General features: G+C 69.6%; 12 protein-coding genes. 8 read left to right on the top strand and 4 right to left on the bottom strand.

Annotated elements, in window-relative coordinates; genetic code table 11:
• Nucleotides 1-126 precede the first annotated feature (126 nt).
• From crcB (ACFYOY_RS16480) to crcB (ACFYOY_RS16470), 3 genes are read left to right on the top strand one after another with little or no spacing between them, the layout of a single operon-like run.
• On the top strand, nucleotides 127-633 hold the full coding sequence (crcB, locus tag ACFYOY_RS16480) for a fluoride efflux transporter CrcB (protein ID WP_351882322.1): 507 nt from the start codon (nucleotides 127-129) through the stop codon (nucleotides 631-633).
• Nucleotides 630-965, top strand: a complete 336-nt coding sequence (locus tag ACFYOY_RS16475; RefSeq protein ID WP_351882320.1) for a DUF190 domain-containing protein — start codon at nucleotides 630-632, stop codon at nucleotides 963-965. The genes crcB (ACFYOY_RS16480) and ACFYOY_RS16475 overlap by 4 nt, the downstream gene beginning before the upstream one ends.
• Nucleotides 962-1,336 carry a fluoride efflux transporter CrcB gene (gene crcB, locus ACFYOY_RS16470; RefSeq protein ID WP_351882318.1) on the top strand — a complete coding sequence of 125 codons (375 nt, stop codon included), beginning with the start codon at nucleotides 962-964 and terminating at the stop codon, nucleotides 1,334-1,336. The genes ACFYOY_RS16475 and crcB (ACFYOY_RS16470) overlap by 4 nt, the downstream gene beginning before the upstream one ends.
• A gap of 203 nt (nucleotides 1,337-1,539) precedes the next feature.
• Here the strand turns inward: crcB (ACFYOY_RS16470) and ACFYOY_RS16465 are convergent, their stop codons facing one another.
• Nucleotides 1,540-2,475, bottom strand: coding sequence for a LysR substrate-binding domain-containing protein (locus ACFYOY_RS16465; RefSeq protein WP_351882316.1), 936 nt, complete (start codon nucleotides 2,473-2,475; stop codon nucleotides 1,540-1,542).
• A gap of 211 nt (nucleotides 2,476-2,686) precedes the next feature.
• Entirely contained in the window at nucleotides 2,687-3,730 is a 1,044-nt protein-coding gene (locus ACFYOY_RS16460; protein ID WP_351882314.1) for a sulfotransferase, read from the bottom strand.
• Between the two features lie 637 nt (nucleotides 3,731-4,367).
• Between ACFYOY_RS16460 and ACFYOY_RS16455 the strand changes: the two genes are divergently transcribed.
• Both ACFYOY_RS16455 and ACFYOY_RS16450 read left to right on the top strand, forming a co-directional pair.
• Entirely contained in the window at nucleotides 4,368-7,178 is a 2,811-nt protein-coding gene (locus ACFYOY_RS16455) for an AAA family ATPase (RefSeq protein ID WP_388587664.1), read from the top strand.
• Nucleotides 7,179-7,217: 39 nt separating this feature from the next.
• Nucleotides 7,218-8,876 (top strand): flavin monoamine oxidase family protein, encoded by a 1,659-nt coding sequence (locus ACFYOY_RS16450; RefSeq protein WP_388587661.1) that lies wholly within the window; start codon nucleotides 7,218-7,220, stop codon nucleotides 8,874-8,876.
• 91 nt (nucleotides 8,877-8,967) lie between these two features.
• Here ACFYOY_RS16450 and ACFYOY_RS16445 read toward each other — a convergent pair whose 3' ends face one another.
• Nucleotides 8,968-10,377 carry a class I adenylate-forming enzyme family protein gene (locus tag ACFYOY_RS16445; RefSeq protein ID WP_351882308.1) on the bottom strand — a complete coding sequence of 470 codons (1,410 nt, stop codon included), beginning with the start codon at nucleotides 10,375-10,377 and terminating at the stop codon, nucleotides 8,968-8,970.
• A 58-nt stretch (nucleotides 10,378-10,435) separates the two neighbouring features.
• Entirely contained in the window at nucleotides 10,436-11,041 is a 606-nt protein-coding gene (locus tag ACFYOY_RS16440; protein WP_237513509.1) for a thioesterase II family protein, read from the bottom strand.
• A 385-nt stretch (nucleotides 11,042-11,426) separates the two neighbouring features.
• On the opposite strand from ACFYOY_RS16440, the gene ACFYOY_RS16435 reads away from it, so the two are divergent.
• The 3 genes from ACFYOY_RS16435 to ACFYOY_RS16425 are packed head-to-tail and all read left to right on the top strand — an operon-like array spanning nucleotide 11,427 to nucleotide 14,851.
• Nucleotides 11,427-12,452 (top strand): ATP-binding cassette domain-containing protein, encoded by a 1,026-nt coding sequence (locus tag ACFYOY_RS16435; RefSeq protein WP_351882306.1) that lies wholly within the window; start codon nucleotides 11,427-11,429, stop codon nucleotides 12,450-12,452.
• Nucleotides 12,449-13,879, top strand: coding sequence for an ABC transporter permease (locus ACFYOY_RS16430; protein ID WP_236669511.1), 1,431 nt, complete (start codon nucleotides 12,449-12,451; stop codon nucleotides 13,877-13,879). The genes ACFYOY_RS16435 and ACFYOY_RS16430 overlap by 4 nt, the downstream gene beginning before the upstream one ends.
• Before the next feature lie 33 nt (nucleotides 13,880-13,912).
• The gene (locus ACFYOY_RS16425; RefSeq protein ID WP_093461881.1) at nucleotides 13,913-14,851 is read left to right on the top strand and encodes an ACP S-malonyltransferase; all 939 of its coding nucleotides are present in this window, start codon (nucleotides 13,913-13,915) and stop codon (nucleotides 14,849-14,851) included.
• Nucleotides 14,852-15,026 lie beyond the last annotated feature (175 nt).

The following is a 15,026-nucleotide window of genomic DNA, read 5'->3' as shown; positions in this document are numbered from 1 at the left end:
CGTCCGCGTCGTCCTCCCCGGTCCGCTTCCGTCGTCCTCCCTGTCCGCTTCCGTCGTCCTCCCCAGTCCGCTTCCGTCGTCCTCCCCAGTCGGCCGGTGCCGGCGTCACGACGTAGCCTGATCCCTATGGGCAGCTCACGGTCAGACGTGGTGGATGAGCCCATCGACCCCGATACCGGCCCGGCCCCGCCCGCTCGGCACCACCCCTGGCGGGGGCAGGGCGCCGTGGTGGGCGTGGTGGCGGTGGGCGGCGCACTCGGGGCGATGGCACGCTATGGGGCGTCGCTGCTGTGGCCGACCCCGTCCAGCGCCTTCCCCTGGACGATCCTGCTGGTCAACGCCGTCGGCTGCGCGGTCATCGGCGTCTTCCTGGTGCTGATCACCGAGATGTGGACGGCCCACCGGCTGGTACGGCCCTTCTTCGGCACCGGTGTGCTCGGCGGCTTCACCACCTTCTCGACGTATGCCGTGGACTTCACCCGGCTGGTCCAGGACGGCCGTTTGGCGATCGCCTTCGCCTATCTGGCGGGGACGCTCGTGGTGGCGATGGCGGCCGTATGGGCCGCCGTGGCGACGACCCGGCGCGTCCTCGGCTCGTACGGCGGCGGGCCCGGCGGGAGGGCGGCCCGGTGACCGGCGAGCCCGCGCTGCGGCTGACCGTCTTCATCGGCGAGAACGACACCTGGCATCGCAAGCCGCTGTCCGCCGAGATCGTGCACCGCGCGCATCGTGCGGGGCTCGCGGGTGCGAGCGTGTTCCGCGGCGTCGAGGGGTACGGCTCCTCGTCCCTGATCCACACCTCGCGGCTGCTGTCGCTCGGCGAGGATTTGCCCATGGCCATCGTGATGATCGATACGGAGGAGCGGGTGCGGTCCTTCCTGCCCGAGCTGGAGGAGATCGTGGGTGACGGCCTCGTGGTGGTCGACCCGGTCGAGATCGTGCACCCCGGGGGCCGGGCCCGGTGAACTGGCTGCTGGTGATCGCGGGCGGGATGGTCGGTGCGCCGCTGCGCTATCTGACCGACCGCGCGGTGCAGGCACGGCACGACTCGGTGTTCCCCTGGGGCACGTTCATGGTCAATGTGGTGGGCTGTCTGGTGCTGGGCCTGCTGACCGGCGCGGCGGCGGAGGGGGCGGCGTCCCAGCGGGTGCAACTGCTGCTGGGCACGGGGCTGTGCGGGGCGCTGACGACGTACTCGACGTTCTCGTACGAGACCCTGCGGCTGACCGAGGAGGGCGCCCGGCTCTTCGCCGTCGCGAATGTGGTGCTGAGTGTGGCGGCCGGAGTGGGCGCCGCCTTCGCGGGTGCGGCGCTGGCCCACGCGATCTGGGGCTGACGGCACGACCCTCGCGGCGGCCTTACGGTCGTCCCGCCCCCTGGCACACGCCTCGCGGCGGCCTTACGGTTCGCACCGGCCCCGGCACACCCCACGCAGCAGCCTCACAGTTCGCACCGGCCCCGGCACACCCCACGCAGCAGCCTCACAGTTCGCACCGGCCTTACCGTCCACACCGCTCACCCCGCGCCGCACCCACACAGCTACGACAGCAGTCGCGTGGTGTTCGGCGGCAGGCCGAACTCCCCCGCGGCCGCCGTCCGCAGATGCTCCAGCATCACCCGGCGCAGCTCACGCGCAGCCCGGGGCGGCGCGACGTCCTTACGGTGGGCGACGGCGATGGTGCGCTGCATATCGTGGCCCGCGAACGGAGTGATCCGCAGTCCGGACCGGGCCGCCACCATCCCCGGCAGTACCGCGATGCCGAGCCCGGCCCGTACGAAGCCCAGCACCGCGTCCATCTCGCCGCCCTCGACCGTGAAGGACGGCTCGAACCCGGCCGCCCGGCAGACCGCCGTGGTGAATTCGCGCAGGTCGTAGCCGCGCCGGAACATCACCATCGGCCGGTCCCGCAGATCCTCGACCAGGATCCGCCGGCGCCGGGTGGGGGGTGGGGACGCGGGCGAGGAGGCCACCACCAGCTCCTCCCGCAGCAGCTCGGTGGCGGCGAGGGCGGAGGCCTGGCCGGGCAGCGGGGTGATGATCAGCGCGAGGTCCAGCTCGCCCGCGGAGAGCGTGCGGACCAGGTCCTGGGATCCGCCCTCGTCCACGATCAGCTCGATGCCCGGGAACTCGTCATGGAAGCGGCGCAGCACATCGGGGACGAAGCTGGCGCACAGGCTCGGCGTGGCCCCCAGCCGCACCCGGCCGCGCCGCAGCTGGGCGACCTCCTGGACCTCGCGGTGCGCGGTCTCCGCGTCGGCGAGGATCTGGCGGGCCAGCGGGAGCAGTGCCTCTCCGGCGTCGGTGAGGGCGATATTGCCGCGCGCCCGGTGGAAGAGATCGGCTCCCAGCTCCCGCTCCAGGGCGCGGATCTGCTGGGACAGCGAGGGCTGGGCGACATGCAGGAGCTCCGCGGCGCGGGTGAAGTGCCGGGTCTCCGCGACGGTGGCGAAATAACGCAGCTGATGCAACTGCACACCACGATGATAGGCACCGGCTATGGACGTCTCGCCACAGCGTGCCCAGGACATATGGGCCAGGGCATATAGGCCAGGCCACATAGCCGTCCCCGGGGAACCCAGGAAGCAGGGAAGCAGGGAAGCAGGGAACCAAGCCGGCAAAGCGGCAGGGCGCCACCCGGCGACCGGCCTCGGGGTGAGCAGCCGTCGCCGGGTGACGACGCGCGCCCTACTGGTGGGCGGCCAGCGCCCGCGTGCCCGGGCTACAGGATTCGAGCAGCGGGGTGAGCTCCGCCTCGGGCAGCTTCCGCGCCGCGCCGGGCCGGCCGCCATCGAGGTGGGCGATGGACGCGTCCAGCCAGGTGCGGTGCGGTTCCACCCCGATGAACTCGGCGAGCCGGATCAGTTCCTTCTCCGGCTCTTCGAGCAGGGTCTCGTACGACAGCGCGGTGCGCTGCTCCGCCGGGACCTCGTCCAGCTTCCGCAGACCGTCGACGATCGTCTCGGACCACAGGGTGCCGAACGCGTTGAGCGGGATGGGACGCTCCATCACCAGCGCCGGGTCGTACCGGTCACTCAGCAGCGGTGCCAGGTCGGGCGGGAGCTGGGCCGCGTGCTGCGGCGTCAGGTGCTGCGGGGTCTCCAGGCCGAGGTGCATGGCCATCTCCCACAGCAGCGGGATCATCCGGAAGCTGAAGTGGCGGCTCATGGAGACGGCACAGTCGGGGCCCTCGCGGTAGAGGTGCACAAAGCGCGCCTCGGGGAAGGCACGGTGCATCTCCGGCACGCGGCCGATGGACAGGCCGGTCCGCTCGACGACGGCACCGGGGTTGCCGAACCGTGCGCCGAGGGAGGCGAAAAGGGCCGTCCAGTGATCTGCCGGACGGCGGGTGGGCCAGGAGGTGACCTCGGACTCCAGCTCGTCGAAGAGCGTGTCGGGATCGTCGGTCAGATGGGGCAGCACCATGACGCTGATGGCCGGAACACCGGTGGTCTCCGCGTCGAACCGCCGCTTGGGCAGCCTGTGGTAGAGGAACTCGGGCGGGGTGGCGCCATTTTTGATCATGCTATTGGTGATCACATTGGGCCGGGACAGATATCCCCAGAACTCCGGACCGCTCAGCGGAGCCTCGTCCAGCATCTCCGCATCGGGAATGCTGGCGAACAATTCATTGATGCTGAGCACATCCGGATGAATATTGATGACCTGAGACAGAGCCGTCGAACCGCACCGGCCGGTGCCGACGACAAATGTCAACTTCTGGTTGACCACGCGCACTTCCTCCCGTTTTCTCGGACAACTAGTCGTTTCCCTAGTAGCCGTTCCCATAGTGGCCCATGACACACCGCAGCCCATTCGGCGGCCGCGGCGATGCTAATGGACGCCTGGGGCGACGACGACTACGACCATGGAACAGGGGAAACACGCACAACGAGATGCGAGGGGACGAACTCAAGGTTCGGCAGTTTCCGACACTTTTGCGCAACTTTCACATCCGACAAGGGTGTTACCCCCAGAAACCCCACAGCCACCAGCGGCGAAGCGCGATCTGAGAGTTGGCGACCGGCTTCACAAGTCGGTTACGGGGACGAAACCGTAATCGAACAGTTTCTCCCGTGACGAGACGGTCATCTTTTCCTACCAACAGCACTGCTAGAGTGCGCATCCGCCCCATACCCCTGATCCCGGGCTGGCATGCCCAACCCGGCCGGGAGGGGCGGAAGAAGACGCGACATGACACAGAGCAGCCATGCCGCCGCACAGGGTGTCAACAACGGAAGGGATCTGGGGCACAACAGCGGCGCGGTATTTTCGACTCGGGGGACGATGCATTACCAGGTGCGCCATGCACGGTGATTCGCTTTCAAGACCCCTGCGCATACGTTAAATCGGGGAAGGTGTTTCGTACGTGTTGGTGGAGCGCGATCAGGAGATAGCCCGGCTCAATCGGCTCCTCTTCGAGGGCGCCCGCGAGGGAAGCCGGCTCGCCGTGATCAGCGGCGCCGTGACATCGGGAAAGACCGCACTTCTGCACACCGTGGCGGACACGGCGGGTGGACGCGGCGTCCGGGTGCTGCCCGCGGTCGCCTCCGTCTCGGAGCAGAAGTTCCCCTACGCCGTGCTCGAGCAGCTCTACCAGGGCATGCCGGCCCATCTGCAGCACTCCCGGCCGCGGCCCGGCCTCGAGGCGCTCCGGAATCCGCACGGCCCGGTCGAGGCCGAACTCCCGCTGCTTCAGGACTTCCACCGCACGCTCGACGAGCTGACCGGTGACGCCCCCCTGCTGATCGCCATCGACGACGTCCAGTTCGCCGACCTTCCGTCGCTGCGCTGCCTGGCGTACGGCATCCGCCGCTGCCGCTCGGAGGCGCTGTCCGTCGTGGTCAGCCGCGGGTCGCTGACCGGCCCCGCCGCCACGGCCCTGGACGAGCTGCTGCACGAGCCGAAGGTGTGCCATGTCCGGCTCGCCCCGCTCACCGTCGCGGGCGTCTCCACGCTGCTGACCCAGGAGTTGGGCACCGAGGAGGCCGGGCGCCACGCCGCCGCGTACCACGAGATGACCGGCGGCAACCTGCTGCTGCTGCGCGGCCTCCTGGACGACCGGTTCTCCCGCCTCACCCGCGGCCCCCTCGACCCCGCGCCCGGAACGGACGCCCCGGTGGCCGGGGAGCTGTTCCGGCAGGCGGCGCTGTCCTGCGTGTACCGCGGCGGCCCGGCCCACCGCCGGGTGGCCCACGGGGTCGCGCTGCTGGGTGACGCCACGTCCGTTCCCCTGCTGAGCAGGCTGATCGAGGTCGAGGAGCGGCTGGTCCGGCAGTCCGTCGGGCTGCTCACCGAGGTGGGCATCCTGCACGGCGGGCGCTTCCGCAGCGACGCGGTGCGCACCGTGCTGCTGGACGATCTGGAGCTGCACGAGCTCGGCCCGCTGCATCTGCGAGCCGCCCGGCTGCTGTACGAGGAGGGCGCCGACCCCATCGACGTGGCCCGCCATCTGCTCAGCCACGAGGCGCCCGGACCGGTCGAGGAGTGGATCTCGCAGGCGCTGTGCGACGCGGCCGTGCACGCCATCGCCGCGGACCACAGAGAACTCGCCATGAACTGCCTGCAGATGGCCGACCGGTACAGCACCGACGAGCGCGAGGCGCTGCAGCTCCAGGCGACGATGGTGCAGGCCATGTGGCCGTTCAATCCGCTGTCCCAGATGCGGCGGCTGCAGGCGCTGGCCGGTCCGGCCGGCAGCGGGCTGCTGCCGGCGCCGCAGACCATCCCGGTCGTCATCGGGCTGCTGGGGCTGGGGCGGATGGGCGAGGCGGCCACCGCGCTGGAGCAGGTCAGCCGGGCCGCCGCCGAGCACCCGGGCACCGATCTGGACACCGGGCTGCGCGCCATCCGGCTCGCGCTGTCCTCCACCTACCCCGACCACCCCGAACTGCGGCCCTTCCTGGACCAGGAGGAGTGCGACGGCCCGTGGGAGGTCGGCCCGCTGTCGCCTGACCAGTCCCCGGAGTCGCCCCAGCTGACCGCGTTCCGGGCGCTGCGGACCGTGCTGAGCCGCGGTGTCGACGAGCGCGCCGTGCGGGCCGCGGAGCGGGTGCTGGAGACCGTCCGGCTCTCCGACCGGACGATGCTGACCGTGCACGCCGCACTGCAGACGCTGGTGTACGCGGACCGCCACGCCACCGCCACCAGTTGGTGCGACCGGCTGATCGAGGAGACCGCCGAGCGCGGCGCCAAGGCGCTGCTGGCCTACTTCTGTGTGCTGCGGGCCCAGATCGCGCTGCGCGTCGGACGGCTGCGGGACACGGTCCGGTACGCGGAGCGGGCGCTGGAGGAGCTTCCGGCACGCGGCTGGGGGGTCACCGTCGGCATGCCGCTCGGGATGCTGATCAACGCGCATACCGCGATGGGCAACCACGACGCGGCGGCCGAACTGCTCGCCCGCCCGGTGCCGGAGGAGATGTACCGGAACCGCTTCGGGCTGCACTACCTCTACGCACGGGCCCGGCATCAGCTGGCCACCGGCCGCCAGCACGCGGCCCTCACCGACTTCCGCGCCTGTGGCGAGAAGATGGCCGCCTGGGGCCTGGACTCCCCCGCCACCCTGACCTGGCGGCTCGGCGCCGCCGAGACCTGGCTGACCCTGGGCGGCCAGGAGCGGGCTGCGCGGCTGGCGGAGGAGCAGCTGGAGCTGGCCGGGGAGTCCTCGTCCCGCACCCGGGGCGCCGCGCTGCGGGTGCTGGCCGCCACCCGGCCGCTGAACGAGCGGATCGCGCTGCTGCAGCAGGCGGTGGGGGTGCTCCAGGCGAGCGGCGGCTGGTACGAGATGGCGCGGGCGCTGGCGGATCTCGCGGAGGCGCACAAGCAGCTCGGCGATCTGGACACCAGCCGGCTGATGACCCGTCGGGCCCTGCGGCTCGCGGACAGCTGCGGCGCCGAGGAGCTGTCCCGTTCCCTGCAGCGCACTCCGGCCCGTTCGGCCCTGTCGGAAGCGACCCGTACCGGCGAGGATACGGCCGCCTTTTCCGAACTCTCCGACGCCGAGAGCCGGGTCGCAGCACTAGCAGCTTCCGGCTACACCAACCGGGAAATCGCCGCTAAGCTCTACATCACGATCTCCACGGTGGAACAACACTTGACCCGTGTCTACCGGAAGATCAACATCAGCCAGCGCCGAGAACTGCCCGCGAGCCTGGATTTCGATGTCGCTTACACCGCCTGATATCCCCGCGATGCCGCTCGGCCCCAAGAGGTTGATGCCATGACGTGCGCTACCGCGTCCGCCACGACCATGCTCGTGCCGGATTTCCCCTTTTCCTACGACAGATGGCTCTCCCACCCAGCAGGTCTGGGCGCCCTGCCCGCTGGGATGCACGGGACCGAAGTCGCCGTCATCGGCGGCGGAATGTCCGGACTGACCGTGGCCTATGAGCTTCTGCGACTAGGGCTTTCCCCAGTTCTTTATGAAGCGGAGCAACTGGGCGGCCGGATGCGGTCCACGCCCTTCCCCGGTAATCCGGAATACAAGGCGGAGATGGGCGCCATGCGCTTTCCCGTCTCCGCCCGATCGCTGTTCCATTACATCGATCTGCTGGGCCTGTCCACTCGTCCTTTCCCTAATCCTTTGGCACCGGCCACCGCGAGCACGCTGATCGACCTGAACGGCGGCCAGGACCGGGCGCGCACCGCCGGTGAGCTCCCGGACGTCTACCAGGAGGTCGCCGACGCCTGGGACAAGGCGCTCCAGGAGCGGGCCGACCTGGCCACGCTGCGGGACGCCATCCAGCGGCGGGACGTCAGCACGCTGAAGACCATATGGAACTCGCTGGTCAGGGAGTTCGACGACCAGTCCTTCTACGGCTTCCTCGCCACCTCTTCCGCCTTCCAGTCGTTCCGCCACCGGGAGATCTTCGGCCAGGTGGGCTTCGGCACCGGCGGCTGGGACACCGACTTCCCCAACTCGGTGCTGGAGATCCTGCGGGTCGTGGTCACCGAGGCCGACGACAACCAGGTGGGCATAGTCGGCGGCTCCTCCCAGGTGCCGAACGGGCTGTGGGAGCACCAGCCCGAAACGCTCGCGCACTGGCCGCAGGGGACGTCGCTCGCGTCGCTGCACGGCGGCCGGCCCCGCCCCGCGGTCACCCGGCTGCGGCGGACCGCCGACGGCGTCCGGGTGACGGACGAGAGCGGCGAGGAACGCGAGTTCCCCGCGGTGGTCTACAGCCCGCATGTGTGGACACTGCTGAACCGGGTCGACTGCGATCCGTCGCTGCTGTCCACTCCGCTGTGGACGGCGGTGGAGCGCACCCACTACATGGGCGCCTCAAAGCTGTTCGTCCTGGTCGACCGGCCGTTCTGGCGGGACGCCGACCCGGCGACCGGCCACGACATGATGAGCATGACGCTCACCGACCGGATGCCGCGCGGGGTCTATCTCTTCGACGACGGGCCCGACCGGCCCGGGGTCATGTGCCTGTCGTACACCTGGAACGACGACTCACTGAAGGTCGCCACGCTCTCGGCCGAGGAGCGGCTGGAGACGCTGCTGACCAAGCTGGCCGCGATCTATCCGGATGTGGACATCCGGTCGCACATCATCGCGGGGCCGCTCACCGTCACCTGGGAGACCGAGCCCCGCTTCATGGGGGCCTTCAAGAACAATCTGCCCGGCCACTACCGCTATCAGCGGCGGCTGTTCACCCAGTTCATGCAGGACGGGTTGGATCCGGCGCAGCAGGGCTTCTTCCTGTGCGGGGACGATGTCTCCTGGACGGCCGGGTTCGCCGAGGGAGCGGTGACCACGGCGCTGAACGCGGTGTGGGGAGTCCTCCGCCACCTCGGCGGCACCACGCATCCGGACAACCCGGGCCCCGGTGATCTCTTCGACACCTTCGCGCCGCTGGAGCTTCCGTACGACTGACGGCCATGGCCGTACACCTACTGACGGCCGTGGCCGTACACATACAGCACACAGGGGGAGCCGACGTGCGCCGTCGGCTCCCCCTGTCGTCTCAGCCCTGGGCTATCTGCTCGAGCCGGCGCTTGTCCGGCTTGCCGTTGCGGTTGAGCGGGAAGCTCTCCAGCACCTCGACCCGGTTGGGCTGTTCGTAGAGCGGGAGCACCTGGCACAGCCGCTCCCGCCAGTGCTTGGCGTCCCGCAGCTCGTCGTCCTCCACGAAGAAGACCAGCTGGGTGTCGCCGGCCCGGCGCTCGTCGGGGAGCGGCACGATCCGGGTGGAGATCTCGGCCAGGGCGGCCTTCCGCTCGATCAGCTCGGGGTGGAGCGTGTAGCCGGAGCGGTGCACCGCGAACTTCCGCCCCAGGACGAAGAGGTTGTCGTCGGCGTCGAGGTAGCCGAGGTCGCCGGTGGTCTGCCAGCCGGTGGGCACGGCGTCGATGGTGCCGTCCTCGGCGAGATGGCCCTCGAGCGCGTCCGGGGTGTCGACCTCGATCTCGCCGGCCTCGCCGGGGGCGGCCGGGTGGCCGTCCTCGTCGATGACGCGCAGCTTGATGCCCTCCATGGCCCGGCCGCAGGAGACCGGGTTCTCCAGGGTGGCGAAGGCGATGTTGCCCAGCTCGGTGCTGCCGTAGCTGTCCAGCAGCGGCAGGCCGAACTCGGCCACATAGCGCTCGGAGAGCGCGCCGTCCAGCGGCGCGGCGCCCGAGCAGAACATCCGGACGCCCTCCAACTGCGTCCGCAGCGACGGCTTCCGGCCGACCAGGTTGAGCATGGTGCGGTAGCTGGAGGGGGTGGCGTCGATCACCGTGGCGCCGGTCCGGCCGGCCATCTGCACGGCCCGGTCCAGGCGCTTGTACGGGGCGATCACCAGCGAGCAGCGGGTGAGCCAGGCGATGAGCACCATGGACAGCCCGTACTGGTGGGCGAAGGGCAGCAGCGGCAGCAGTACGTCGTCCGGCCGGTGCCCGACCTGGGCGGCGTTGCGCTCCAGGTTGGTGAGGAACTTACGGCCGGACTTGACGGCGCCCTTGGGCTCGCCGGTGGAACCGGAGGTCCACATGATCAGGCCGTCGCGGCGGTCGGCCCAGGCGTCGAAGGACAGCTCCCGGGTGGTGAGCGGGCGTCCGGCGGCCGGGGCGATCAGTTCGTAGAGGTTCACCGTACGGATGTCGGCGTGGATCGGGGCGTCGTCGTCCACGAAGGCGATCGCGACGCCGGTGCGCTGGGCGATCCGCCGGGTCTCGTCCGGGTGCTCCTGCTGGTCGATCAGGACGATGGAGGCTCCCACGTGCATGAGCGCGAACAGCACGCTCACGTAGGCGGCGGAGTTGCCCGCCTTGAAGATGACGCGGTCGCCGTGGGTCACCCCGTGCTCGCGGATCACATCGGCGACGCGCAGCGCGTCCAGCTCGAAGTCGGCCAGGGTCTGCACCGAGTCGAGCGCGTAGATCTTCGCGGTCATCGAAACGTACTCTTTTCCTTTTCGCTCAGGAGTACGGGCAGCCCTGGGCGGGTCCCCCCTAGGCTCCCTGGTCTTCGAAGCCGGTCTCCCACTCGGCATCGACGGGGACGTGCGAGAGCAACTGGTCGTGCACCAGGTTGACGACCTCTCTCCGGCTCGAGTCGAGGTAGTAACGGGCGCCGGGAAACACCTCGAGGTCGAATCGTCCGCTCGTACGCCGCCGCCAGGCCCGTACGCCGCGCAGCGGGGTCTTGGGGTCGCCCTCACCGGCGAGGGCGACGATCCGGCAGCCGAGCTCCGGGGGCCCCAGGGACATGCCCCAGTGCGCGGTGCGGCCGGATACGAACAGGGTCAACAGTGCCGTCCCGGTCTCCCGTTCCAGGCGCTCGGCGACGCGGTAGGCGAGGTCGGCGCCGGCCCGGTGGCCGAAGAAGGCCAGCGGGCGGTCCATCCACTCCCCCAGCGCACCGAAGATCCGGTCCGCGAGGTCGGCCGAATCGGTCAGCCGCTCATCGTCGTCGATGCCCACGTACAGCGGGTACTGGATCGCCAACACCTCGACGGTGGGCAGCAGAAGCTCGGACAGCGAGAGGTAGTACGCGGTGGAGTGGGCGGATTCCGGGAAACAGATCAGCCGGAAACTACTCGGAGTTTCCGTTTGCAATATCCGAATAAGGCCCACATCATCGGGCTTGATCTGGCTCAAGGAGTACATCCCCGCGATTGCACTGAGGGGCCGGGCACGAGTGCGATGGTGGGGCGCGTCGACCACGCTCGTCCGAGATGCTGACTCCGTGAGGCTATGAGCCCTTCTCCCGGGCCACAACCCCTAGTAACCGCTATTCGCGGTACGCGCGATATGCGGGTACCACGCCATCGCGGCGTGGCCCGGGACACAGCGGGACACAGCAGGCGCCCCCTAAGGCCCCCTCACCCGTGCCACCACCCCCTAATCTGCGGACAGTTAGGGGTCAGGAGTCAAGCCGTCGTGCTAAACAAGAGGAAAGTAATGTTCTCCTCAAGCCAATTAAATCGGTGCGACGACAGCGATGAACACAACACGCCCTATTGACTTCGCCGTCGTTGTCGACGGCTTGATCAAGAAGTATCCCGGCCGGCCCGTTCCGGCTGTCGACAATCTCAGCTTCACCGTCAGGCACGGCGAGGTCTTCGGCTTCCTCGGACCCAACGGAGCGGGCAAGACCACCACCATCGGTATCCTGACCACCCGTGTCGCCCCCACCGGCGGGCGTGCCTTCGTGCAGGGCGTCGATGTGGTGCGCAGGCCGGCGGTGGCCCGGCAGTCCTTCGCCATCGTGCCGCAGCGCAACAACCTGGACCGGTCACTGACGATCCGTCAGAACCTGACCTTCCACGCCGGCTACCACGGTCTCCCCCGCTCGGAGCGCAACCGCCTGGCGGACGAGAGCCTGGAGTGGGTCGGCCTCGGCGACCACGCCAAGGCCCGCGCGGACCAGGTCTCCGGTGGTCAGGCACAGCGCGTGATGATCGCGCGGGCGCTGATGCACCGCCCCCGAGTGCTGTTCCTGGACGAGCCGGCCACCGGTCTGGACCCGCAGTCACAGATCTTCGTACGCGACCGGGTCGCCGAACTGAAGACCCGTGGCGTCACGGTGGTGATCACCACCCACGACATGGAGGAAGCCTCCAAGCTGTGTGACCGGATCGGCATCGTCGACCACGGCAAGCTGCTCGCCCTGGACACCCCCGAGGCACTGACCAGCCGGATGAGCAACACCGCGCTGACCGTCACGGTGCGCCCGCCGCACAGCGGGATGAACGGCGTGGTCCACATGGTGCAGGGCCTCGGGGTCGCCGAGCGGGTCGAGGTGCTCAGCGCCGAGGCCGAGATGGCCGCAGCCATGGGCGGGGCCGGGGCGATCGACGACGGCACCTTCCGGATGAAGGTCTACAGCAACGCGTCGTCCTCCGTACTTCTGCCCACGGTCATCAAGGCCCTGACCGACACCGGCTGCGAAATCAAGGACCTGAATGTGAGCAAGGCGAGCCTGGAAGACGTCTTTGTCGACCTGACGGGGAAGGAGATGCGATGAGCTCCTCCTCTCGACCCACGTCATCGACGGACGGGACCACGGGCGGCAAGGGCGCGGAGGAGAAGCCCGCGGCCGGCGCCGGGGCACCCGCGTCGCACCAAGGCGGCGCCGCCAGGGACGGTGGGCACCGGCCCGCCGACCCCAGGACCCCCGCTGCCAGGCCGGACGGGAACCGCACCACCGACCCGCGGGCCCCCGAGTCCAAGTCCCCCGAGGACGACGGCTTCGAGGACACCCGGACCGTGCTCGTCCGGTCCAAGCCGTCGGCCCCGCGTCCGGCCGCCGAGGTGCAGAAGGCCACCCCGAACGCGCCGGTCAAGCACGAGGGCAAGGCGCCGGATGTCCGGCAGCCCGACCCCCGGCAGCAGCAGAGCCGGCCGCAGGAGCACCGGCACCACGAGGCCAGGGGCATGGCCGCCCCGCACGGCGGCGGCGACATCGGGGACACCCTGACGCTCGTCATAAAGCCCATACCGGCCCCGTCGGCGACCCAGGCCGCACAGGACGCCAAGGCCGCGCTGAACGCCATCATCGCGGCGGCCGACGCCCGTTCGCCGCTCGTGGAGCCCGAGCCCGAGCCGCAGCCCGAACTCGAACTCGAACTGCCCGACGCCAAGCGCCGCCCCGGGCGCCACCGGCGCCGCGCCAACCGGTGGCGGACGTTCTTCTTCATCCTGTGGCGCGACATCTTCGTCACCGGCCGCGAGATGGGCCCCTTCCTGGGCCAGGTCATCGTGGAACCGTTCTTCATGCTGTTCGTCTTCGGCAAGGTGCTCGGCGAGATCGGCTTCACCCAGCCCGGCTTCCAGCAGGTGCTGCTGCCCGGTGTGGTGGCGCTCAACAGCTTCCTGGTCGCCCTCCAGAACACCGCACTGCCGCTGGCCATCGACTTCTCCTGGACCAAGGAGATCGAGGACCGATTGCTCGCCCCCATCCCGGTCTCCCTGGTGGCGGTGGAGAAGGCGATCTTCGGCGCGATGCGCGGTCTGATCGGCTCCCTGGTCATGATCCCGATCGGTCTGGCGCTGCTGGACGACGTCTCCTGGCCGCTGGAGAAGATGCCGGTGACGCTGGGCATCCTGAGCCTGGGCGGACTGGTCGGCGGCTGCGTCGGCCTCACCCTGGGCACCCTGGCGCCCGCGCGTCATATCTCCATCGTCTTCGCCATGACGCTCACCCCGATCATGTTCACCGGGGCCACGCAGTTCCCGTGGCGGAGCCTGGAGGGCGTCCGCTGGTTCCAGATCCTGTGCTCCTTCAACCCGTTGACCTACGTCACCGAGGCGATGCGCGGACTGCTGCTGGAACCCGGGCCCAAGGTTCCGGAGTCGATCCCGCTGTGGATCTGCTTCTCCGCGATCGGAGCGGCGATCCTGATCTTCGGGACCATCGGCATCCGCGGCTTCAACCGCCGGGCGCAGGACTGAGCGACGGCAGGATCGAGAGTAAGGCACCACACCATGACGGCATCCGAGCAGACGAAGACAGCCATCGTTTTCCCCGGTATGGGGCCCTCCGGCTTCTCCGAGGTGGGCAGGTTCCTGACGCTCGACCCGTTCGCCCGCAAGCGGCTCGCCGAGGCCGACGAGGCGCTGGGCTACTCGGTCTTCGACCGGCTCCGCGACTCCGAGGACGACTACTCCGAGGCCACCCAGATCGCCTTCCTGGTGAACTCGATGGCCTCGGCGGACCGCGCGGAGCAGGAGCACGGACTGGTCCCGGACCTGTGCGTGGGCCCCAGCTTCGGGCAGAAGGCGGCGGCGGCGTACGTCAGTTCGCTGCCGTTCCCCGAGGTGGTGCGGCTCACCGCGGAGCTGGCCCGCTGTGAGCACGCGTACTTCGCCGAGGAGCACCAGGACGCGGTCACCCACACCTTCGTCCGCACTCCGCAGGAGAAGCTGACGGAGATCCTCACCGAGCTCGGCGAGCGCGGTGAGTGGTACGACTACTCCGGCTATCTCGACGACGGCTTCTTCATGGTCTCGCTGCGCGAGAAGGAGCTGGAGGGGTTCAAGAAGGCGATCAGCCAGGCCGGCGGCTACTCCATGTACACCATGGTCCCGGCGGTGCACGCGCCCGCGTTCGCGGAGCTGCGGCGCCGGGCGGCCGAGGAGATCCTGCCGAAGTACGACATCCTCGACCCCAAGCTGCCCGTGGTCACCGACCAGGACGGCACCATCGTGACCTCGGCGGACGCGCTGCGCACGATGCTTCTGGACACCTTCGACCTGCCGATCCACTGGCCGAAGGTGGTGGACACGCTCAAGGGCGCCGGGGTGTCGAAGATGTACATCACCGGGCCGGACAACCTCTTCCACCGGCTGGACCGCACCAAGTCCAACTTCGAGGTGGTGACGGTGGGTCCGGGCAAGCGCTCGCGGCCCGCCCGTAAGCGCTGATGACGGCGTGACGCGCAGCGGCGGCAGTACTCCGCTCAACGCCTTGTGACTCTGCTGCGTTGACGGGGTGTTGGCGTACTCGGGGCGTCCGAGGCGCGCCGTATCCTCGAAGCGCCGCAGACCCGCCGCCGCCCGGAACCGGAGAACCGTGCGCGGAGGTATCCCGAATCATGAA

Origin of the sequence: Streptomyces sp. NPDC007875, from assembly GCF_042868035.1 — a bacterium.
In the GTDB taxonomy this organism is placed as follows: Bacteria; Actinomycetota; Actinomycetes; order Streptomycetales; family Streptomycetaceae; genus Streptomyces; species Streptomyces antimycoticus.
Note: the sequence above shows the minus strand (reverse complement) of the source record. Positions and strands in the feature narration are given on the sequence as shown.